This window comes from Paralteromonas sediminis (assembly GCF_003820355.1).
In the GTDB taxonomy this organism is placed as follows: Bacteria; Pseudomonadota; Gammaproteobacteria; order Enterobacterales; family Alteromonadaceae; genus Alteromonas_F; species Alteromonas_F sediminis.
The window spans coordinates 330759-351349 of the sequence record NZ_RPOK01000002.1 but is presented as its reverse complement, the minus strand read 5'-3'; the positions used below and the strand labels follow the sequence as shown (position 1 = coordinate 351349).

At 44.3% G+C, this 20591-nt stretch carries 20 protein-coding genes; 14 read left to right on the top strand and 6 right to left on the bottom strand.

What is annotated here, in order from left to right; genetic code table 11:
* Positions 1–90: 90 nt before the first annotated feature.
* From rplT to thrS, 4 genes are all read right to left on the bottom strand, one after another.
* Positions 91–447: a 50S ribosomal protein L20 gene (rplT, locus tag DRW07_RS06845; RefSeq protein WP_124027148.1), complete on the bottom strand. Its 357-nt coding sequence runs from the start codon at positions 445–447 to the stop codon at positions 91–93.
* Positions 448–465: 18 nt separating this feature from the next.
* Positions 466–663 (bottom strand): 50S ribosomal protein L35, encoded by a 198-nt coding sequence (gene rpmI / locus DRW07_RS06840; protein WP_044056810.1) that lies wholly within the window; start codon positions 661–663, stop codon positions 466–468.
* A 113-nt stretch (positions 664–776) separates the two neighbouring features.
* The gene (gene infC / locus DRW07_RS06835) at positions 777–1328 is read right to left on the bottom strand and encodes a translation initiation factor IF-3 (RefSeq protein WP_124027147.1); all 552 of its coding nucleotides are present in this window, start codon (positions 1326–1328) and stop codon (positions 777–779) included.
* Between the two features lie 61 nt (positions 1329–1389).
* Entirely contained in the window at positions 1390–3300 is a 1911-nt protein-coding gene (gene thrS, locus DRW07_RS06830) for a threonine--tRNA ligase (protein WP_124027146.1), read from the bottom strand.
* Positions 3301–3459: 159 nt separating this feature from the next.
* Here thrS and DRW07_RS06825 point away from each other — a divergent pair, with 159 nt between their 5' ends.
* The 10 genes from DRW07_RS06825 (at position 3460) to DRW07_RS06780 (ending at position 13852) form a co-directional block, all read left to right on the top strand.
* Positions 3460–4443 (top strand): DUF3080 family protein, encoded by a 984-nt coding sequence (locus DRW07_RS06825; protein WP_165870437.1) that lies wholly within the window; start codon positions 3460–3462, stop codon positions 4441–4443.
* Positions 4444–4511: 68 nt separating this feature from the next.
* The gene (locus tag DRW07_RS06820; protein ID WP_124027144.1) at positions 4512–5846 is read left to right on the top strand and encodes a sigma-54-dependent transcriptional regulator; all 1335 of its coding nucleotides are present in this window, start codon (positions 4512–4514) and stop codon (positions 5844–5846) included.
* The gene (locus DRW07_RS06815; protein ID WP_124027143.1) at positions 5843–6049 is read left to right on the top strand and encodes a histidine kinase dimerization/phospho-acceptor domain-containing protein; all 207 of its coding nucleotides are present in this window, start codon (positions 5843–5845) and stop codon (positions 6047–6049) included. The genes DRW07_RS06820 and DRW07_RS06815 overlap by 4 nt, the downstream gene beginning before the upstream one ends.
* A 3-nt stretch (positions 6050–6052) precedes the next feature.
* Positions 6053–8164, top strand: coding sequence for a response regulator (locus tag DRW07_RS06810; RefSeq protein ID WP_124027142.1), 2112 nt, complete (start codon positions 6053–6055; stop codon positions 8162–8164).
* A gap of 265 nt (positions 8165–8429) precedes the next feature.
* On the top strand, positions 8430–8627 hold the full coding sequence (locus tag DRW07_RS06805; RefSeq protein ID WP_124027141.1) for a hypothetical protein: 198 nt from the start codon (positions 8430–8432) through the stop codon (positions 8625–8627).
* Between the two features lie 90 nt (positions 8628–8717).
* Positions 8718–11243, top strand: coding sequence for a reprolysin-like metallopeptidase (locus tag DRW07_RS06800; RefSeq protein ID WP_124027140.1), 2526 nt, complete (start codon positions 8718–8720; stop codon positions 11241–11243).
* On the top strand, positions 11240–11602 hold the full coding sequence (locus DRW07_RS06795) for a hypothetical protein (RefSeq protein ID WP_124027139.1): 363 nt from the start codon (positions 11240–11242) through the stop codon (positions 11600–11602). The genes DRW07_RS06800 and DRW07_RS06795 overlap by 4 nt, the downstream gene beginning before the upstream one ends.
* A gap of 90 nt (positions 11603–11692) precedes the next feature.
* Complete coding sequence (locus DRW07_RS06790) at positions 11693–13030, top strand: GAF domain-containing sensor histidine kinase (RefSeq protein WP_124027138.1); 1338 nt, start codon at positions 11693–11695, stop codon at positions 13028–13030.
* A gap of 145 nt (positions 13031–13175) precedes the next feature.
* The gene (locus tag DRW07_RS06785; RefSeq protein ID WP_124027137.1) at positions 13176–13430 is read left to right on the top strand and encodes a hypothetical protein; all 255 of its coding nucleotides are present in this window, start codon (positions 13176–13178) and stop codon (positions 13428–13430) included.
* A gap of 14 nt (positions 13431–13444) precedes the next feature.
* Entirely contained in the window at positions 13445–13852 is a 408-nt protein-coding gene (locus DRW07_RS06780) for a type 2 periplasmic-binding domain-containing protein (protein ID WP_377923186.1), read from the top strand.
* Between the two features lie 20 nt (positions 13853–13872).
* On the opposite strand, the gene DRW07_RS06775 is transcribed toward DRW07_RS06780, so the two are convergent.
* Complete coding sequence (locus DRW07_RS06775; RefSeq protein WP_124027135.1) at positions 13873–14784, bottom strand: sterol desaturase family protein; 912 nt, start codon at positions 14782–14784, stop codon at positions 13873–13875.
* A gap of 40 nt (positions 14785–14824) precedes the next feature.
* On the opposite strand from DRW07_RS06775, the gene DRW07_RS06770 reads away from it, so the two are divergent.
* The 4 genes from DRW07_RS06770 to DRW07_RS06755 all read left to right on the top strand — a co-directional run bounded on the left by DRW07_RS06770 (position 14825) and on the right by DRW07_RS06755 (position 18783).
* Positions 14825–15895 carry an AraC family transcriptional regulator gene (locus DRW07_RS06770; protein WP_124027134.1) on the top strand — a complete coding sequence of 357 codons (1071 nt, stop codon included), beginning with the start codon at positions 14825–14827 and terminating at the stop codon, positions 15893–15895.
* Positions 15896–15932: 37 nt separating this feature from the next.
* Positions 15933–16475 carry a heme NO-binding domain-containing protein gene (locus DRW07_RS06765; RefSeq protein WP_124027133.1) on the top strand — a complete coding sequence of 181 codons (543 nt, stop codon included), beginning with the start codon at positions 15933–15935 and terminating at the stop codon, positions 16473–16475.
* Between the two features lie 18 nt (positions 16476–16493).
* Positions 16494–17975: a sensor histidine kinase gene (locus DRW07_RS06760; protein ID WP_124027132.1), complete on the top strand. Its 1482-nt coding sequence runs from the start codon at positions 16494–16496 to the stop codon at positions 17973–17975.
* Positions 17976–18075: 100 nt separating this feature from the next.
* Positions 18076–18783, top strand: coding sequence for a crotonase/enoyl-CoA hydratase family protein (locus tag DRW07_RS06755; RefSeq protein ID WP_124027131.1), 708 nt, complete (start codon positions 18076–18078; stop codon positions 18781–18783).
* Between the two features lie 6 nt (positions 18784–18789).
* Here the strand turns inward: DRW07_RS06755 and DRW07_RS06750 are convergent, their stop codons facing one another.
* Entirely contained in the window at positions 18790–20523 is a 1734-nt protein-coding gene (locus tag DRW07_RS06750) for an N-acyl-D-amino-acid deacylase family protein (protein ID WP_124027130.1), read from the bottom strand.
* Positions 20524–20591: the final 68 nt, after the last annotated feature.

Below are 20591 nucleotides of genomic sequence, written 5' to 3'. Positions count from 1 at the left end.
AGCTAATAACAACGCAGTTTACACTGCATAAATAAAAACGGCGAGCTTCCGAGCCCGCCGTTTTCATAAAGAACTTAAGCTATTTCAAATTTATGCTAATGCGCCCTTCGCTGCATCTACTAATGCAGTGAAAGCGGCTTTGTCGTGTACAGCGATGTCTGCAAGGATCTTACGATCGATCTCAACAGATGCCTTTTTCAAACCGTTAATGAAACGGCTGTAAGACATACCATTTTGACGAGCAGCAGCATTAATACGTGCAATCCACAGTTGACGGAATTGACGCTTGCGCTGACGACGGTCACGATAAGCATATTGACCAGCTTTAGTTACGGCTTGGACAGCAACGCGATAAACACGGCTGCGTGCACCATAATAACCTTTTGCCTGCTTGAGGACTTTCTTGTGACGAGCACGAGCAATCGTGCCGCGTTTTACTCTAGCCATTATTCAGTCTCCTATAGCTTAAACGTAAGGCAACATGCGCTGAACTAATTTAGTATCAGAGTCATGGACCAATTTTTTGCCACGTAAGTGACGTTTACGCTTAGTGCTCTTCTTGGTCAAAATGTGACGCAAGTGAGACTGTTTGCTTTTAAAGCGTCCCGAACCCGTTTTCTTAAAACGTTTCGCGGCTCCGCTAACAGTTTTCATTTTAGGCATTGCTAAAACTCCGCATTGTTTAATATGAGCCTTCAACTGTGCAGTCAGTCTGAGCTCGTTACATTGTGCAGCAGGGTGTTTCGATGTGCAGTTTCGAAAACTTTAGACCGCTACTACTTCTTAATTGGGGCAAGCACCATAATCATCTGACGACCCTCTACCCGATTAGGGAAAGACTCGCAGTTGGCAATGTCTGCTAAATCCGATTTGACCCGGTTTAGTTGTTCAATGCCGATTTCTTGGTGGGCCATTTCACGTCCGCGGAAACGGATTGTGACCTTGGCTTTATCACCCCCTTCGAGGAAGCGACGCAGGTTGCGCAGTTTTACCTGGTAATCGCCCTCATCAGTGCCAGGGCGGAATTTCACCTCCTTGACCTGAATTTGCTTTTGCTTCTTCTTCTGTTCTTTTTGAGCTTTACTCTTCTCAAATAAGAACTTGCCGTAATCCATTACTTTGCACACCGGCGGCTCTGCGTTTGGACTAATTTCTACCAAATCAACATTGGCTTCAAAAGCGGCGTCCATCGCCTCGCGTAAACTTACTACACCTACTTGTGATCCGTCGAAAGCGACTAAACGAACTTCCCTAGCCGTAATTTCTTCGTTAATCCGGGCCTTATCTTTGCTGCCCTGAGCCTTATTATTGGTGCCTTTAATGTGCATTTCCTCCAGCAATTAATAACATACTAGGTGTAGTTGCTTTGTTTTTGACCTACTACCTAGCCTACTGCTTGTTCGCAATCTCACTTTTAGCCTTTTCAATAAAGTCTTCAAGTGCAACGGAGCCTAAATCTTCACCGCCTCTTGTACGAACAGCAACGGCGCCGGCTTCTTTTTCTTTGTCGCCGACAACCAACATGTATGGTACACGCTTCAATGTGTGCTCGCGGATTTTAAAGCCTATCTTCTCATTTCTCAAGTCAGACTTGGCCCTAATACCCATTTCTTTCAATTTTTGTACAACATTTCGCACATATTCGGCCTGACTGTCGGTAATATTCATTACCACGACTTGTTGAGGCGCTAACCAAAGTGGGAACAAACCCGCGTATTCTTCTGTAAGAATACCAATAAAGCGCTCTAATGAACCCAAAATAGCACGGTGGATCATAACGGGCACTTTGCGCTCACCGTCTTCAGCAACATACGTTGATCCCAAACGACCTGGCATAGAAAAGTCCAGTTGAACCGTACCGCACTGCCATGCTCTGTCTAGACAATCATGCAAGGTAAATTCAATTTTGGGGCCGTAAAAAGCGCCCTCTCCGGGTAAGTAATCAAATTCGATATTACTCAATTTAAGTGCTTCTGCCAGTGCCGCTTCTGATTTGTCCCAAATCTCGTCACTGCCGACGCGCTTTTCTGGTCGTGTAGAGAGTTTCACGACAATTTTCTCGAAGCCAAATGCTGAATAGGTGTCATACACCATATCAATACAAGCTCTTACTTCATCCAGTATCTGGTCTTCAGTACAGAATACATGAGCATCATCTTGCGTGAACCCTCTTACACGCATTAGGCCATGCAACGCACCTGAGGGCTCATTTCGGTGACAGCAACCAAATTCAGCCATACGTAAAGGCAAATCTCTGTAGGACTTTAAGCCCTGATTGAAGATTTGTACGTGCCCTGGACAATTCATTGGCTTGATGGCGTATTCGCGTTTCTCTGACTCGGTTGTAAACATGTTTTCTGCATATTTATCCCAATGACCAGATTTTTCCCATAGCGAACGATCCATCATCAATGGCCCTTTCACTTCGTCATAGCCGTATTCGCGCAACTTTTCACGCACGAATTTTTCTAGCTCAGTGTAAATAGTCCAGCCGTCGTTGTGCCAAAATACCATTCCCGGCGCTTCTTCCTGCCAGTGGAATAAGTCGAGTGCTTTACCAATTTTGCGGTGATCACGCTTTTCCGCTTCTTCTAAACGTGTGAGATACGATTTGAGCTGCTTTTTATCTCCCCACGCTGTGCCATAAACCCGTTGCAGCATTTTATTGTCGCTGTCACCGCGCCAGTAGGCACCCGCCACCTTCATGATTTTAAAGTGATGACAGAATTTCATGTTTGGCACGTGAGGACCACGACACATATCAACGTATTCTTCGTGATGATAGAGACCCGGGCGGTCATCTCTGTCGATATTTTCGTCAAGTATTTCTATTTTGTAAGGCTCACCACGACCTTCAAAGGTGTCTCGTGCTTCTTGCCAGCTTACTTTTTTCTTTACAACATCATAATTGGTCTTCGCCAACTGAAGCATGCGCTTCTCTAGCGCTTGCAAGTCATCTTGCGTCAACGAATGGTCCAAATCGATATCGTAATAAAACCCATTGTCAATTGTTGGCCCAATCGCCATTTTCACGTCAGGAAAAAGCTGCTTGATGGCATGACCCAACAGGTGGGCACAGCTATGACGGATTATTTCCAACCCTTCTTCATCCCGCGCGGTAATAATAGAAAGCACTGAATCTGACTCAATCATATCTACCGCATCAACGAGTTCACCATTTACCTTGCCGGCGATGGTGGCTTTGGCCAAACCAGGACCAATATCGTTTGCTACATCCAGTACAGATACCGGGTTTTCGAAAGCGCGTTGACTACCGTCAGGGAGCGTAATTACAGGCATGAATATTCCTTACAGTGGTGACACCTACTCTGTGCCACTTGAAAAACAAAAATAAGCGCCGGATTATAGCGGCAATATTGTGACAAACAAACCAAAAAGACGTCTTATTTCGTACCTAACACTATGAAAATTAGCTACTCATGCAAAATTGCTGTTGTTTTGGCATTATTGATAGGCCTGCACGGGTGTGGTCAACGCACCGGTGTCGATGAGGTGTTGCATAAATACAAGTCAGAAATCAGTCAAATCATTCGTTTACCTGAAGTCTCCGCATCAAACGTTGGTTTTCAGCGTGTGTCTTTTCCCGAAAAATCACAGACAAAGCTCACTATTCCCGCTACAGAAATGAATCTTCGGGTCTTTTACAGAATCAACAGCTGCCCGTTGGCGGGGATAGTCGCCGAGCGAAATACGGCCTTGGGCAAAACTCACCTACCATCACAACGCTTTTTATATGAGCTCAGACTTTTGAATACGTTTGACCAATGTATTAACCAGATAGAGGGTCAGGATACCGACACCGCTGCACGTTTGTTAGAATGGAAAGCTCACAAAATGTCGCAATTTCCGCTGGTATGGGTCAATCTGGTGCAGCAAAGTGGTGAGATCCACGCCATGTTAACGCGTGCGAACGGCTATTTTAGGATGGAGGATCGAGACGCTTATAATGACGCCCTCACTGATATCGCATATATCACCTCACTCCGTAAGCTGGGTGCAAACAATACAAATAGTGCCGAACGTTTGGAAAAAAGATTACAATTATTGGCCAAGGTCAGGCTACCCGCGACACTTTGGCGCTCCTATCAGCTAAGTATCGAAACCTTATCCGCCATTAATTCCGGCCTTGCGAATACTCTTGCATCGCTTGATTGCAGCAAACAAAGCGTAAAGGCAGACATTGCCCGACTTAGCGCCTCGTATGAGCACTTCTATGTTAATTCACTCTCCCCACAACTCAATGAAATGCAAACCATTCATGAGAGGCTTGATAACCACCTAAGTACATGGCTGGAGATGCCTTTGAACGCTGCGTATTCAGAAGTTTTACAAGGGAAATTAAACATGGCAAAAACGGCACTACAGACCGCAAAAAATGAGCACAAAATGAACTGGCAAGCACTTTTTGCTTACTGTGCTTAATCAATGCCTTTCGGGTTGTTATTAAATAGTGGTAGCATGCGCGGGTTTTATTAAAGAGAGAGCGTTAAGTGCTGACTGTTTTACTTGTGGATGACGATCCAGAATTCACCCATATTGCATGCTTGCTGTTAGAGCACATGGACTGCGATGTGAAAGTAGCTTCGACGTTGGCAGAAGCGCGAAAATGGCTCAGTTCTCTGACTTTTGACCACATACTCATTGACTTCATGTTACCTGACGGCAGTGGTATGCATGTTGTGGATGAAATAACGGCTATAAGTTCACCGCCAAAGGTGACTTTCATAACCGGTCATCCAGCTATCAAATCTATCATTGCAGACCTGTGTGATGACAATACCAACTACTTGGTCAAGCCAATTGACAAAGACAGTCTCTCTCGCGTGCTGGGCAACAATAACAATAATGTAGCAGCCTGTGAAAACGCAATTAACAAGCATTTTGGGTCACTCGTCGGAGAGACAGAGGCAATGCAGCATCTTTATCAGCAAATAGAAAGGGTTGCCAACACTAAGGCCAATGTGATGATTTTTGGCGAAAGTGGCGTAGGCAAGGAACTTGTTGCACAGGCTATCCATAATCAATCAAGCGCCAGTGGTGCATTCGTCGCTACAAATTGTGGTGCGATAGCGAAAGATCTTATTAGTAGCGAGCTTTTTGGTCATGAAAAAGGGGCGTTTACCGGCGCAATAAGCCGGAAAATTGGCGTATTTGAACAAGCCAATAACGGCACTTTGTTCCTCGATGAACTCACAGAAATGCCACTTGAGCAGCAGCCCTCGTTATTGAGAGTGCTTGAGAGCAAAAAACTGACTCGTGTGGGCGGGACACAATCAATAAGTGTAAACTGCAGAGTGATCAGCGCCACTAATAAACCTGTTGACGACATTGCGACTGATAATGTTTTGCGCGAAGACATTTATTTTCGACTTGCTGTCTTTCCTTTAACAGTACCTCCATTGCGCCAACGAAAACAAGATATTCAATTGTTAGCCGACGCATTTATCCATGAATACAACATCGAAAACGCTACAAAGTACGCAATTTCTGACAAGCAAATTCGATTGTTACAAGAGTATGATTGGCCTGGCAATGTAAGAGAACTCCGGCACGTTTTGTACAGGGCGGCCATTATGAGCGACCCATACGACCATACATTATTACTGCCAATGCAAATAGGCTCACCCTTTTCAAAAACAACCCAAAACGGTGGAACCATTGAAGCAGGCAGAACCATTGACGATGTGGAGAAAGAGCTGATTTATGCCACATTGAGCAAAGTCTCTGGAAATAAGACAGCCGCCGCCAGCATGCTCGGCATTAGCACTAAGACGCTTTATAATCGCTTGCATGCCTACGGTGATTTCGAGGATGAGGGTGCATGATCCACAACAACAAAAAACAACGCCTTGAAGATACTATTCACGACATTCGTTCACCGCTAAACAATATTAGTATGCATGCTGAAATTGCAAAACTTGCACTGAATAATGAACTCCCCGCCGAACAAGGGAGAGCATCGCTTGAAGCCATCATCGCCAACTGCAAAACGTGTAGTGAATTGTTGCAAGCACTCGTTGAGCCTTGAATAATGGCTGTACCATTGGCCTATTGGGTCAAAACCAAAAGAGTATGGTTCAGTATACTGGCTCTCGTCATCACTGCCGCAGGCGCAGGTATTTATAAAAGTCTAAGTACAATACAAAACCTAAGCGACTTGGAAGCTCGATTGAGCGAAATGCAGCTGGTCTCATCCACTCTTTTCCATTTTCACGCCACTTTGTTAGCGCTCGAATCGGCCCAGCGAGGTTACCTGTATACTCAAGATGAGGCCTATTTAGTCGACTTTGACAGCAACATGAGGCAACTCCTTAAACATACCGACACCCTTCATAGTGGCTTGCGATCAAACAGTATTGAAAACAGTGATCTTGACGCAATGCTTGCCTATGCTGCATTAAAGCGTTCAGAAATTGCTGAGTCCGTTGCCCTGTTAAAGGAAGGAAAAGCGGCATTGGCAGATGCCTCAATGAGCAATTATGAGGGCTTGTTGCTGTATACCAATATTAAGCGCCATTATATGGCATACGCTTCTTTGCTTGATAAACGGCAAGCAGAATTAACTCTGGCCGTGGCCGAAGGTCGCAAAGATTCTAGGATGACTTTCTTAGTAAGCAGTATAATAACTACGGTGTTAGTCATTATGCTGTTAAGCATGATTTATTTAGCGGTTAGCCTGTACCAGCGACAACAACAGCAACAAAGCGAAGCAAAAGACCGATTTTTAGCTCACTTAGGACATGAATTACGTACTCCCCTCACGTCCATTCTGGGTTACTCAGAGTTACTGCTCAACACAGAGAATAATGCTAGGGTAAAGTCGCATATGACGACCGTGGTGCGAAACGCCCAACACCTTCAAACACTCATTAATGATTTATTGGACCTTTCTACATTAGTGGCTGGAAAGATGCGGTTGAACATCCAGCAATGTAACCTGCATCAACTCCTTGATGATATTCATGCAAGTATGGGGATTGTCGCTGAAGAAAAGGGTTTGTCGCTGCGGGTACGCTCCACTTCGGCTATCCCCACAATGGTCAACATTGACCCCACCAGAGTGAAGCAAATCCTTATTAATTTAATCAATAATGCCGTTAAATTCACGGCCGAGGGTAATATTCAGCTAGTAGTCACTTGTGCCGGAAAGCGTTCGCTCATTTTTACAGTAAAGGACACCGGATGCGGGATCCCCGAAGATAAACTGACATCTATTTTTAAGCCTTTCGAGCAGGCGTCTTCCTACGCAGTTAATCAAGGGGTTGGACTGGGCTTAGCGATAAGCCATCAACTGGTTGAAAAAATGGACGGCACAATTGTGGTTTCCTCTAACGAGACTGGCAGTACATTTGAAGTATGCATACAGTGCGCCGATGATTTCTCTGATGACTATGGCCATTACCGGTTCAAAAAATCACAGCACAACCTTTCTCATGAGCATCAGACCGCTCTCGCTGGCACTGTTTTAGTAGTGGACGACAACCCTGATATCAGACGCCTTACTGAAAATATGCTTACCCAAATGGGGATCTGTGCAGCGCTTGCTCAGAGTGGTGAACAAGCACTGATTTACCTGAAAAATAATCATGTGGACCTCATCCTTATGGATTTGCACATGCCATCCATGTCGGGGCAAGACACATTACGCTCCTTGAGAGATGCCAATATAAACACGCCCGTTGTTGCGATTACAGCGGGGCTGGCAGAGGGCATGGAGAAACAGCTCCTTGCAGTGGGCTTTGATTCAGTATTGGGTAAACCAATTGAGACGCAGAGCCTTTATGCCGTGTGTCAACGTCATTGCAAAAAAGATGTCTTAGTCATTGAAGATGATCCTGACTCCGGTGCACTACTTTGTTTGTTGTTACGTGCCAAGGGTATCACTGTGACTCACGTTACCTCTGCGAACGCGGCTCAGGAAGCAATTCGCAAGTCTGTTCCAACGCATGTAATCTGTGATGTAAACCTGCCTGATAATGATGGTCTAAGCTTGATCCGCACAATTGCTTCTGATTTTCCCAGTATCAATATCTATCTGGTCAGTGGCCATGCAATAAGTCAAGAACTCGCGCATCAGTCTGGTGCTAAAGCGGCTTACCTAAAGCCGATAGCTAATAAAGACATCGAAAATATGCTGGCGTGAGTCAAACTTACACGCCCATTGTAAATACTGCCTACTTAAAGGATATTCAAAACATAAGGAAGCAAGGAGCCCCCCTAAATAAAAGCCATTAAATATGGGCCCGTCTTTTGCTAACTAGATATTTGTTTACATCAATTAAATGGAAACTTTTTCAACAACAAGGAGTAATATCATGGAATTTTTTATCCAGCACAAAAATTGTCATCTTTCAGCGCTATCTTTTTCCGCGACAATCACGCATTACCTATAGGCGCGACTAATCACCATGAGCACACATTCATCATCACACAACACTATGCGGGTTTTTAACTGGTTTGCACGCTATGAAAGCAAAGATAAGCCATTGCTTTCAGATTCAGACAACCTCATTCCTGGTCCACAACCAACTAACTACAGCTCAGAACTACAAATAGAGAGTAGCGTAAACCATATACCCACTGAGTATACCTATCCTGCACCCTAGATTGTGCTAGGCTTATTTATAATTTTACGCCGTAACACAGCTTAACAGCGATAGTTACGGCCTTTATTTAAAGTATTTCACAGGTGTTAAATGAAGCGTATCGCAATCATCACCCTACTAGTTGTCGGTCACTTAATGATCAAGGTGGCTGCATCCGAATGGACGTTAATGGGTGAAGCAAAAACAACATCTGATACTCAAATACAGAGCGCGCGCTACACACTGGATTTAGCACGCCTCACCCAACATAAATTGGCAAGCGGGCTGCAGATTAATGTACCCACACCAGATGGCACGCTTCTCAGCTTTCAGTTAACAGAAAACAACTTATTACCGATAAGTATCAAACAGAGATATCCGGCCTTACGCGCCTATGATGGGGTAAGCCTTGACGGTAGCAGTCAGGGCAAGTTTACTTTTTCTCACGGTCAGTTTAATGCCATGTTTCAATATGATGGCAAGTGGGTGTATATAGACCCGCATGGCATGGACGAAGGTTATAAGGTTTATTTTCGACAACCCCGGCCACGCGTTTTTTCAGATGCCATTAAGCAAACCTACTTATATCAACAGCCAACAGCGAATGCATCCCCTCGCCTATCAAAAGGACAAACCACAGATATTCGTACTTTTAGGCTGGCGGTGTCGGCTACGGGCGAATATACAAACTTCCATGAGGGGAAAGACAATGCGGTAGCGGAAGTGGCAGTCGCAATCAATCGCGTTAATCAGATATACAATCGCGACCTTGGGGTCAACTTCACCTTGATTGACAATTATGACCAGCTCATTTTCGATGATCCTGATACAGACCCCTTCAATAATGACGTTGACGATGGTGAACTCAATATTGAAGTAACTAACAATGCAGTAGGCAGTGACAGCTACGATATTGGTCATGTGTTTAATACCGCTCCCGGCGGACTGGCCGCGTTGGCGTCTGTATGTACCAGTTTCAAAGCCGATGGCATCACAGGATTAAGTAACCCGGTTAATGATGCCTTCTATGTCGACTATGTGGCACATGAAATTGGTCATCAAATGGGGGCAAACCACTCTTTTAATGGCACCTCAGGCGGATGTGAAGGCAACCGAGCATCAGCATGGGCGTATGAACCTGGCAGTGGTGCCACAATTATGTCTTACGCTGCACTGTGTGCGGGTGAGAATATAGAGGACAACTTTCCCGATGCGTCCACTTACGATTATTTTCACATTAGTTCAGTGGTTCAAATTAGAGATACACTGGAAAGCGCATCATGTGGCACGACTTCCGTAAGTAGCAATGTGCCGCCAGTCGTGGATGCCGGACCTGATTACACCCTGCCAGCGAATACCCCTTTTGAATTACGAGGTATAGCGAGTGATGCTGACGGTGATTCCTTACAATTCAGTTGGGAGCAGTATGATTTAGGCACTGAAACAGCAAGCGCATCAGATGTCTCAACCGATGATGGCAGCCGGCCTATCATAAGAAATTATGCGCTAAGCGCTTCACCTAACCGCACTGTGCCAAAAATCGACGACCTGCTTTCAGGCACATCGACCTTTGGAGAAATACTACCCGCTACAACACGCCGTTTGACGTTCAGATTTGTCGCTCGCGATGGCCAGGGAGCATTGTCATTTGACGAAACACAATTGCTCATCAGCGATACAGGCAGTGCATTTAGCATTACATCACCCAATACGGGTACCTTTGTGGCGAATTCAATCAGCACCGTATTTTGGGAAACTGCAGGTACCAATATGGCGCCAATTAATTGCGCTAACGTGGACATTCTCTTTTCGGCCGATGGTGGTTATACCTTCCCTTTAACGCTCGTAGCGGCTACTGAAAACGATGGGAGTGAGGATATTATATGGCCCGACACAGCAACAGATAAGGTCAGATTAAAAGTGGCGTGTACAAACAATCTATTTTTTGACGTTTCAGATGCTAACCTTGCGGTGGCCATAGAGGCTATTACAGCCCCAGTGATAAGTGGTCAACGTGAGTTAACCGTCGATGAAGATACTGCGATCTCTATTGTTAAACAAGACCTTACCATAAGTGCTGGAGATACCGACGATCTCACCTTAACGGTATCAGATGGCGACAACTACACAGTAAATAATAACACGATTACGCCGAACAATAATTTCAGTGGCGCCTTATCAGCAAGCGTTACAGCGACAAATTCTGCTGGTACCAGCCCGCCATTTTTGTTGCTGATTGATGTGCGGCCTGTTAACGACGCACCGGTAATTAATGGAGTGGCGACGAATTTGAGTATCAACAATACACAAACGCTTACGCTTTCGCTAAACAACATTAATTATACCGATGTTGATGGCGATTCTGTGACCTTGGTTGTGTTAGCTGGTGAAAATTACTCTTTTAATGGCCTTACCATCACACCGAATAGCGGTTTTACCGGCACCTTAAACGTTAATTTTGAAATTAGTGATGGTGAATTGTCAGACGCCAGTAGCATCAATATCGCAGTCACAGCCCCGCCCGTTCCACCAACAACTCCGTCTTCTTCTGGTGGTGGCGGAAGTAGTCCTGTTTCTGTACTGTTCATACTGAGTATTTTTGCTTTATGTAGAACCAGACTGGAGAAGGTTCAATGATTGCTCCTTTTCTAAAACCCTCGTTGGCAATAACGCTTTTGGCGCTTACAGCTTGTCAAAAAACGCCTGAGACCTTATCTACTCTGATTAATAATAATGATGTGACCACAGCAGTTGAACAGGCACGAAAAAGTGGTGACTATAAGATATTGGTGGCCAACATGCGGGGTCAGGTTGCCCCTGGTTTAACCCATGAAGAAATGCAAACGGCATTGCAGGTATGCGGTAGTGTAACTTTGACTGAGTTTAGCGATGTTAAAACGCCTGACAACAGAGAATATGTTGCACGCGCATTGGCATTCGCAAAAGAGTATAACAAACACATTTACGCATTGTGTTTGAAAAAAAATGCACTGTAATTTTGCCCATATTTAAACCTCGTGCCAAACTTATAAAAAAGGTTTGATGAGCGTTGTCAATCCATAGTTAAACGTAAAGAAAAGACTATCGTGCAGCAATTTGATATTTCTACTATCCTTTCATCGCTAAAAATGTCTTATGGCAAGGACTTTTTAGACACTATTGCCATGCAGTTGCATAAAGCGATAGACGCCGACTTCACGTTTATAGCTAAACTAGACAGAAATAAGTTCACATCAAATACGCTTACTTTGGTGGCTGGTGAAACCTTTGCTGATAATTTTGAATATTCACTGACCCACACGCCTTGTGCTGATGTTTCGCAAAATAATACCTGTATTTATCCCGAACGAATTTGTGCTTTTTATCCTCACGATCAACTGCTGATCGATATGGGCGTAGAAGGATATGTGGGTGCGCCCTTGCAACGCGCTGATGGCGAGGTGTTTGGATTGGTGGTAGCACTTTACAAAAGCAAAATTCAAAACCCACAAGATGTAGGTGATCTCTTTGAATTGTTTTCAGGACGTATTGCGGCAGAAGTGGAAAGACTGGAAAAACAAGAGGAACTTGAATCGTTAAATGAAGCGCTGGAAAAACGTGTAGAAGAGCGCACTCAGGAGTTAAAAGACACTATTGTTCAGTTAAAATCATCACAAGAGCGCCTCATCCAACAAGAGAAACTCGCCTCGTTGGGGCGTTTAGTTGCAGGTGTCGCACATGAGGTAAACACGCCTTTAGGGGTATCTGTATTGGCCGCCTCAACTACAGAGGCCAACATTGTCTCTATTCAAAAAAAATTATCTAAAGGGCAAGTGAGTAAAGCAGCATTAATGTCATTAGTAAACGACTCTCTGGAATCTCAAAAAACGGTCAATTATAACCTCCAGCGCGCTAGTCAGCTCATCATGAACTTTAAGCAAATGGCGACTGAGTCCTATGTAGATGAAATCACGGATGTAGATTTGACGACCTGGCTTCCGTCTTTGTTCACGAGCCTCAAACCACTTCTAAAAGAAACAGACATTGAATTATGCGCCACACTCCCTGAAGCTCCATACATAATAAGAACCTACCCCTCAAGATTGGCACAGGTGATCACCAACGTTTTTACTAATGCAATCAATCACGCTTTTCCGCATGGTAGTCACATTGCCGCAAAATGCATCAAATTCTCACTCACGCTCTCTCCCAATGAAGCCAAAATATCTATACGTGATAACGGCGTTGGTATGAAAGACGAGGCTATGAAAAATATACTTGAGCCTTTTTACACAACGGCCCGGGCTTCAGGCAGTGCAGGCTTAGGGATGACTATCGCCAACAACCTACTCACTAAATCGATGAATGGTCAACTTGATATTAGTACCAAAGAAGGTGTTGGCACTGAAGTTGTCATTACACTGAGTGACGCCAAAGAGAATTAATAGTGGCATAGCGCTGTTCTCTGTGTGCTCGTTTAAAAGCATATTGCAAATTTTTTGTTTACTACTGATTGGCGAAACACCGTTTCTGAGACTACTCTTTGTTTGATAAGGAAACACAAACAAAACAATTACCTTGGTCGAGCACATGAACACAAAAGCATTAGTAGCCATTGCTGTTTCTGCTGCACTGTTTTCAAGCGCCAGCAGCGCAGAAATTATGCCCTCAGCGATAGCAATACCCTCAGAGCAGTCCGGTTTCGGTACCCATTTTACAGCTGCAACGATTTTCTTGACCTTAGGTATGCCTAACCCTGGTTTAGAACACCCAGTGCTATGCAGCAACCATGACATCGATGAAGACGACAGTGAATTGACTGTCGGCATAGACTTAGTTTTTTGAGGAGAAGTGTGATGATTTACAAACTACTGGTAGCCACATTTGCACTGCTCAGTGCCAGCGTTTTTGCCGACGTTGCCGTTGTGGTTCATCCTTCAAACGCCAATGCTTTAGACAATAAAACCATTGAACGTATTTTTATTGGCAAGGCTAAATCGTTCCCTGACGGCTCGCAAGCAGTGCCAATAAACCAGGAAGCCAGTTCCGCCGCCACAGAAGAGTTTAACAGTAAAGTGCTCAATCGCTCCTCAAGTCAACTAAAAGCGTACTGGTCAAAGCTTTTGTTTACGGGTAAAGGACAGCCCCCTAGGGAAGAAGCCGATGATGCTGCTGTGAAGCAGTTGATTGCCGCCAACCCTAATCTCATAGGCTACATTGATGCGGCGTCAGTTGATGATTCGGTGAAGGTAATAGCAACTTTTTAATTCTGGACTGCCGTGAGGCCTTAACTAAGGTCCTCACGCTTTTCTAGCTCATTAGGCGATTGCGCTGTGGGTTTTATTTGTCGTCCAAAATGTTGGTGAACCCAATCAGGGTGCATAAACAACAATCGCAGGTCTTTGTAACGACAAATGTCTCTAAACAAATCAATTACCTCATACACTTGAATATACAACGGGTTAGTATTGCTGTAGGGCATTCGAGTAACGCCGTAACGAATTGTCCCCGCGTTTTCTTCTGACTGAAACGTACCAAATAACCGGTCCCAAACAATTAAGACTCCGCCAAAGTTGCAATCAATTTGCTCTTTGTTACAACCGTGGTGAACACGATGGTGAGACGGCGTATTGAATATCCATTCTGCCCACCCTAACTTCTTAATGGCTTCAGTATGAATGAAGAACTGATAAAACAGATTGATTTCTATCGCAATCAGGATGAGCGAGGGATCAAAGCCTAGTAACGCCAAAGGGACCCATTGAAAGGCCCAGGTCCCCTGAATTGCATAAAGAAAATTCTGGCGCAAGGCCGTTGAAAAGTTAAAGTGATCAGAACTGTGATGGGTTACATGAACGCACCAAAACCACCTTACCTTGTGCGCCACAACATGCATGCCATAAAAGAGTAAATCAGCAAGCACAAATATGACTATAAACTCAATTATTTTTGACTCGAACTGCCACTGCACACCGACGTCATTAAGGTATGTTGCAAATGCTGTAATGAACAATGCTATGGCTAAACCATCGACCAGTTTATAACTGAAACCCGTCATCATATTTGCCAAGGTTTCCTTAAAGTAGTAGCCAGATTTACCTCGGGTGACCTTTAAATAAAAACCTTCAATAAACATGACGATGAAAAAAACCGCTCCGGCTAGTACGACAAAAGTCATCGCTCGTAAAATATCGTTCATGGCTGACTGCTCACGATCTAGCGTTTAATAACGTTGAATAATGCCAGTATATCGATATAGTTTATTGACCGACACTACTTCATTTTTGACATTTAAAGCCAATGTATCGCTTATGTTAGCCGAGTTTAGTATTAATGCCGATATGATGGGGTACATTAAGCATTATGTATCACAACATGGCATCTACTCTCCGTCACTGGACAAACTGTTAGCCAAGCGTTTCGCTAATGGAAGGATGCCAATAACACTATGGTGGGAAGCGCTGCATATTCTGCAGTCCAAGCAACAAGACAAAAGTGTTGGTATAGCACTTGGTCAGCTAACCCAACCTCATTTCTTCGGTGCTCTGGGCTATTTGATTGACACCTCTAGCGATGTGCATGCTGCACTGTGTAACTTTCAGAAATATGAGCGTTATTTGTATGAAGGCGCCTCATCGACGATTCATCAAGAACGCTCAGATACGACCCTTTTTTGGCCCATGGATTATGGATTTTCTACTGCCGCATCAGATGAGACGTTGCTGGCTGGTTTAGTATCTACCTTGCGCCATATTTCTGGTGATAATAGCCTAAGCCCTAAGCATGTTGGTTTTATTCATACACGTCCCCCGTTAGTCGATACGTACGAGAGCTTCTTTAACTGTAGGGTCAGATTTGGCGCCAAGAACACCCAAATTACCTTTTCTAATGATGCCATTGGCTTGTCTTTGGTAAGGGCTGATCCTTATCTAAACCGTATTCTTGAAGAGGCCGTTATTGAACAAATCGCACAATTGCCTGATGACGATCTATTTTTACGTTGGTTTTACCAGCATATAAGTATCGCTATGCAAAGTGGCCACCCCACGCTTAACGTTGTAGCTCAACGTATGTCTATGTCACCCAGAACCTTGTACCGACGACTTGATGAACGTGGCCTGCGCTTTAACAGTTTGCTGCTTGCTATGCGCAAAAATATGGCTGCGCAACTTATTGCAGAAAACGCCTGCTCATTGAGTACCATTGCACTAAAGCTGGGATACTCAGAACAAAGCGCCTTTAATCGGGCCTTTAAGCAATGGTATGGCATGACACCAAGGCAGTATTCCGTTGCCCATTCTTTCATTTAGTGTTTATAGTTAATAAAACACTCAAAGGGTAAACCATGTGAAAGGTATCGTCTTTGTAAAACTCAATGAATTTGTAGAGCAAACCTGGGGACTGGCATGTTGGGAATCGCTATTAGCAGCCACAGATTTACCCAGTGGCGGTATTTACACCTCAGTCATGACCTATGATGACAACGAAATATTCGCATTGATTGATGCCATTTCAAAACAAAAATCTCTTCACCCATTTGAAGCACAAAAAACGTTTGGTCAATGGCTTTTTAAAGAGCTATACGCTATTGCACCCGCAGGAGTGCATCAGTTTAATGATGTTTTTGGTTTTTTAAGGGCCGTTCAGGACGTGATCCACGTTGAAGTGAAAAAGCTTAATCCTGATGTGTTATTACCAGAGTTTGAATTTCTTGAGGAAACGGACACCGCGCTGACCTTTGAGTACCGCTCGCCGCGGAAGATGAACTATTTCTGTGAAGGCCTCATTCTTGGTCTGGCCGAGTACGTTGATCAGACGATCACTGTGACTCATCTCTTGTGTGAGCATAAGGGTGATAAAAAAAGTGTTATCAGAGTCGATAAGTGCTGATGAGTTGAGTTGAAAACGATGACATCACCCGAAGAAGAACTTGAACTGCTGAGGCGAAAGATAGCGCGGGAAATAAAAGCCAGAGAATTGGCTGAAAGTCAATTGGAGCGCTACTCAAGAGAAGTCTATCATACTAATCAGTCACTGAAGGAGAACCTACAGCGTGTTGAAAAACGCAGTTTTGAGCTGGAGTTTTTGCACAATGCGTCGGGCATGGTGAATTCTGATTTATCCATTACCGGCTTGCTGAAATCTATTACGTCTTATATCGCAAAATTTGTTGCTGCCAATGCGGGCGGCTTCTATTTATACAGCGACTTATCAATACAAGAAGTGGAAGAGGCTTTGGTGTGGACCAAAGAAGAACAGTGGCACCATGATGATAAGCTAGTCAGTTTAATAAAAGCGCATGTTCAGATAAAAAACACACAAGATATCCCGCAGTGGATAATTGCACCATTGGAGCAACCAGAACTGGAAAATCCATTGAGTACGTGGTTGATATATAAAACCTATACTTTGGATAAACGCTCAACGGTAGTATTGGCATTTTTATGCGGTGACCAAAGTATTCAGGAAGAAACCTTGTATGTTCTAGACACCATCCATGATCATTTATCTAGCGGATTAAAGCGGCGTTTAGCAGATAAACGCATCCAACGACGGAACAAGCAATTAGTAGACACGATTGCCACACTTGAAACTACACAGCAACAGTTAGTGCAATCGGAAAAAATGGCGTCATTAGGCATATTAGCGGCAGGCGTGGCGCATGAAATCAATAACCCCATTGGCTATATAAAATCCAACCTGGAAATTCTAGGTGAATATCAGGTGACATTTAGTGAGTTACTCATTGAAATAAGCAGCTTGGTTAAAGCCAACACATTGAATTACGACCTATTACAACAGTTATATGAAAAATATGACGTCACTTTTTTAATAGAAGATGCCGCTGATATACTCCAAACCAATATTGATGGAATTAAACGTGTGAGCGATATCGTCAAAGAATTAAAAACGTACTCACATGCTGGTGAAAACATTCAGTCGCTCATTTCAATTAAAGACTGTATACAAAGTGCCTTAAAAGTTGCTGGAAATGCGCTCAAGTACTTGCATCAGGTAGAGGCCGGTTTACCAGATAATTTACCCAAAATCATCGGGAACGCCGGGCAACTGCAACAGGTATTTATCAACTTGTTTGTGAATGCTGCTCATGCTATGCCAAAAGGTGGCGAACTGCTCATCCAGTCTGAGGTTAACGCCGAGCAAAAAACACTGAGTATCTTTGTATCAGATACGGGTGTAGGGATGGATGCGGAACAACAGAAAAAACTTTTTCTCCCCTTTTATACGACCAAGCCTGTTGGTCAGGGCACAGGGCTAGGACTCAGTGTTTCTATGGCTATACTTGAAGCTCACAATGTAAAAGTGCAGGTGAAATCTGATGTTGGTCTGGGTACGACATTCAAATTGACTTTCCCCTTGCCACAATGACGCTTGCACACATTTATCTGTGTGCATTTCTTACATTGTTGATCCTAACCATGCATTGTTGAATACTCTGGTATTCACAATACTAAAACCAAAGATCACTATGACATCCTACCAAGAAATTAACGTAGATAATGAAGATGGGGTCAGCGTAATCACGCTGGATAACGGCAAAGTTAATGCCTTTTCACATACCCTGATTGACGAAATGAATCATGCTCTGGATGAAGCAGAGCGTCGCAACGATATTATTATTTTGACTGGGAAAGCCGGGATATTCTCTGGCGGGTTCGATCTTAAGGTAATGCAGTCTGGGATTGAAGCCGCATCCGCATTGGTTCAAAGTGGCTCTAAACTAGCTAGAAGACTGCTGAGTTTTCCAACCCCCGTTATCACCGCATGCAGTGGCCATGCTGTTGCTAAAGGTGCATTCATTCTGCTTGCTTCTGATGTGCGCATAGGGGCAGACGGCCCGTTTAAAATTGGCCTAAATGAAGTCAACATAGGCATGACGATGCATTATGCGGGCATTGAAATTGCCAAAGCCAGATTGCCAGACAGCTTTTTTACACGATCAGTGTTATGTGCTGAAATGTTCAGCCCTCCAGATGCCGTATCGGCAGGGTTTCTCGATAAGGTGGTAGCTGCTGAATCACTGATGAGTGAAGCCATGGCCTTGGCAAACCACTTTAAAGACAATATGGATTTGCATGCCCACCAGCAAACGAAGCTCAAAGCCAGACATGACTATTTAAGTCGCTTGGATGACGCGATAGACAAGGACACCAAAGGCATCGACTTTAATTTTTAAGCGCTGTTATGGCTTTTTAGCGGGAACAAATCGGCCGAACCCTTTTTCCCGACCTAAGCTGTTGGCAATCTCTTCATTGTCAACAGCGTGCTTCCCATTTATCCATACATGTTCAATGATGCCAGGGTTTCTATTAACTAAACGAGAAAGGTCAAAGTTTTCCATTTCTGCCCAGCATACAGCCTCTAAGTCTTGTGCTAATCCTTCAGGGTTGATCACCACAACATCCGCCCGGTCCCCTTCTCGTATTTTCCCAGCATCAACGCCAAACCAGTCAGCCTGATCACCGGTTACCCGCCATACAGCCTGTTCGATACTCATAAATTCATCGGACTTGCTCTGTTGTGCGAGTTTAAGCAGGCGCAAAGGTAAATTATAAAAAGCCATATTTCGGATATGTGCGCCTGCGTCGCTAAAGGTGATCAGAGAGTCTTTGTCTTTAATCAGCTTTTTCAATACATCGGGCCTGTGATTTGCAACTGTCGTATACCAGCGCAAGTCCTTCCCAAACTCCACCACCAAATCAAGAAACAGGTCTACCACGTGAATACCACGCTCATTGGCCACCGACTCAAAATCGCGACCTTCTAGTGTGTTATCTGGACAAGCTAAAATGATGGCGTCACCAAAGTCTCTTTGCCACACACGCGGACTCAGCTTTTCGCCATAAAATTTTCTGAAATCCCTGCGATAGTGCTCGTCCTTAAGCAACTCGTCTCTTTCTACTTTGGTTTTTAGATCGAGCGCTAATTCTCCTGCACCGAACTCTTCAAAAAAGACAACATCGATACCATCAGCATAAACGGTAAAAGGTGTAGGGAGCACCTGCCACCTAAAATTACCCTTCAGACTATTTGCCGTAAACGAGGCCAATTTAGTCAAAAAATTAATATAGGGGCTGCCTTTAAGATCCATTCGGCTGATCAAGGTGGTCTTAAGCGGTTTTCTAAAGAAACCAATACTCTCCTTGATGTAATCGAATATGCGCAGTGGCGTTGCCGCATTTGGCGCCCCCTGATGCACCCTGCCATATTTTCTGAGCAGCTTAGTCAAACGGGCTATTTCTCGCCATTTTGCGTACGTACTGGGCAAGCTCTTTGACCACTCGCGGTCGCCGTCCACTTTATCCCAAGTCAAGCGCATGGTAGAGAGCCCCAAAAAACCGCACTCGAGCGATTCAGTCAGAAGCGCTTCCATCTGCAGCATCTCCGGCTCGGTTGGCACAATATCTGGATCAGTCGCCCGCGATAACCCCATCACGGCTGTACGTATATCGCTGTGCCCTATTAGACTGATCACATTTGGGCCTAAGGGGAGTTCAGACACGTAATCAACCCACTCTTTAGGTCTGGACCAGGTTTTATTTTGCTTAAGAATGGGCAATACCCTGTCTCTGGGAACCGTTTCTACGCGAGTGAAAATATCAGAGGCGTCTTCGCAATCACTACAAACCATACTTAGCGAGCAACTCCCTACAAGAATAGTAGTTACACCATGACGAACGGATTCTGACAAACTGGGAGAAACCAAGAGCTCTGCATCATAATGGGTATGGGTATCAATAAAACCTGGTGTCACCCATTTACCTGTCGCATCAACAAAGGTCTTGGCCTCATCTGCTGACATTTCTTGGGAGGTGACCTTTACAATTACGCCATCTTTTATCGCTATATTTTTTAATGAGGAAGGCGCCCCTGTGCCGTCTATGTAACGGCCGCCAGAAATTATCGTATCGAACATGATATAAACACCGGTTAATACACGCTTTCCATAGTGAAGATTCCGTGTATTTTTTGCAATTTTTTAAG

Bases quoted from the DNA above. Each gene is read 5' to 3' on its own strand.
- thrS (WP_124027146.1), bottom strand. From the start codon at position 3,300: ATGCCTGTAATTACGCTCCCTGACGGTAGTCAACGCGCTTTCGAAAAC.
- DRW07_RS06775 (WP_124027135.1), bottom strand. From the start codon at position 14,784: ATGAACGATATTTTACGAGCGATGACTTTTGTCGTACTAGCCGGAGCG.
- DRW07_RS06795 (WP_124027139.1), top strand. From the start codon at position 11,240: ATGATTGCTCCTTTTCTAAAACCCTCGTTGGCAATAACGCTTTTGGCG.
- DRW07_RS06800 (WP_124027140.1), top strand. From the start codon at position 8,718: ATGAAGCGTATCGCAATCATCACCCTACTAGTTGTCGGTCACTTAATG.
- DRW07_RS06760 (WP_124027132.1), top strand. From the start codon at position 16,494: ATGACATCACCCGAAGAAGAACTTGAACTGCTGAGGCGAAAGATAGCG.
- rpmI (WP_044056810.1), bottom strand. From the start codon at position 663: ATGCCTAAAATGAAAACTGTTAGCGGAGCCGCGAAACGTTTTAAGAAA.
- DRW07_RS06750 (WP_124027130.1), bottom strand. From the start codon at position 20,523: ATGTTCGATACGATAATTTCTGGCGGCCGTTACATAGACGGCACAGGG.
- rplT (WP_124027148.1), bottom strand. From the start codon at position 447: ATGGCTAGAGTAAAACGCGGCACGATTGCTCGTGCTCGTCACAAGAAA.
- DRW07_RS06810 (WP_124027142.1), top strand. From the start codon at position 6,053: ATGGCTGTACCATTGGCCTATTGGGTCAAAACCAAAAGAGTATGGTTC.
- DRW07_RS06815 (WP_124027143.1), top strand. From the start codon at position 5,843: ATGATCCACAACAACAAAAAACAACGCCTTGAAGATACTATTCACGAC.
- DRW07_RS06770 (WP_124027134.1), top strand. From the start codon at position 14,825: ATGCCAGTATATCGATATAGTTTATTGACCGACACTACTTCATTTTTG.
- DRW07_RS06785 (WP_124027137.1), top strand. From the start codon at position 13,176: ATGAACACAAAAGCATTAGTAGCCATTGCTGTTTCTGCTGCACTGTTT.
- infC (WP_124027147.1), bottom strand. From the start codon at position 1,328: ATGCACATTAAAGGCACCAATAATAAGGCTCAGGGCAGCAAAGATAAG.
- DRW07_RS06805 (WP_124027141.1), top strand. From the start codon at position 8,430: ATGAGCACACATTCATCATCACACAACACTATGCGGGTTTTTAACTGG.
- DRW07_RS06755 (WP_124027131.1), top strand. From the start codon at position 18,076: ATGACATCCTACCAAGAAATTAACGTAGATAATGAAGATGGGGTCAGC.